This window comes from Vibrio sp. 811, assembly GCF_033339195.1.
In genome coordinates this window covers 1-720 of record NZ_JAWOUB010000377.1, presented here as the reverse complement: position 1 = coordinate 720, position 720 = coordinate 1, and the positions used below count along the sequence as shown (strand labels likewise).

Annotated in this window: 1 protein-coding gene and 1 pseudogene; one reads left to right on the top strand and one right to left on the bottom strand. The window is 43.2% G+C overall.

All coding sequences use genetic code 11. The features are described 5' to 3' along the window. Nucleotides 1-466, top strand: a 466-nt coding sequence (locus R7Q46_RS26980; protein WP_318078208.1) for a flagellin, incomplete at its 5' end; no start/stop codon positions are given. Between the two features lie 67 nt (nt 467-533). Here the strand turns inward: R7Q46_RS26980 and R7Q46_RS26975 are convergent. Then, a pseudogene (locus R7Q46_RS26975) lies at nt 534-720 on the bottom strand (hypothetical protein); the annotation flags it as partial.

Here is a 720-nt window from a genome sequence, read left to right as displayed (position 1 = left end):
ATCTTTTGGTGGTCAAAAACTACTAGCTGCTGGTGGTGGTTTTGAAGCGGGCGCAGTTACTTTCCAAATCGGTGCTTCTTCAGCTGAAACTCTAGACGTAGACGCATCTGCAAGCATCAAAAAAGTAGCAGCTACACTTGCTGACGCAGCTATCACTGACGGTATCGGTGACGCAACTAAAGCTAAAGCAGCTCTTGATAAAATCAGCGATGCTGGTGGCCTTATCGAAGATATCGGTGCTACTCGTGCGCAGTTTGGTGCAAACATCAACCGTCTAGAGCACACAATGACTAACCTAGGTAACATGGTTGAGAACACTTCTGCAGCTAAAGGCCGTATCATGGAAGCAGACTTCGCAGTTGAGTCTTCAAACATGACTAAGAACCAAATGCTTATGCAAGCTGGTACTACAGTTCTTTCTAAAACTAACCAGCTACCTAGTATGGCAATGTCTCTACTTCGTTAATAACGAATTAGAACGTACGATATTGTTAATATGTACAAAAACAAAAGCCTCCCTATGGGAGGCTTTTTTATCCCCTACGTATATAAATAGAGCTTGTATTCCCGCATTGCTCTTCAGGAACCCTAAAGCCTATTTTTCGCATCATGTTGTGAAGTACTTTGTTACATAGCTCCAATTCAACTGTCTCGCTTCCCTGTCCTTCTTGATAAGTTTTTACCTCACGGAAAGTGGATATCGCTTCCTGCTGGATACTG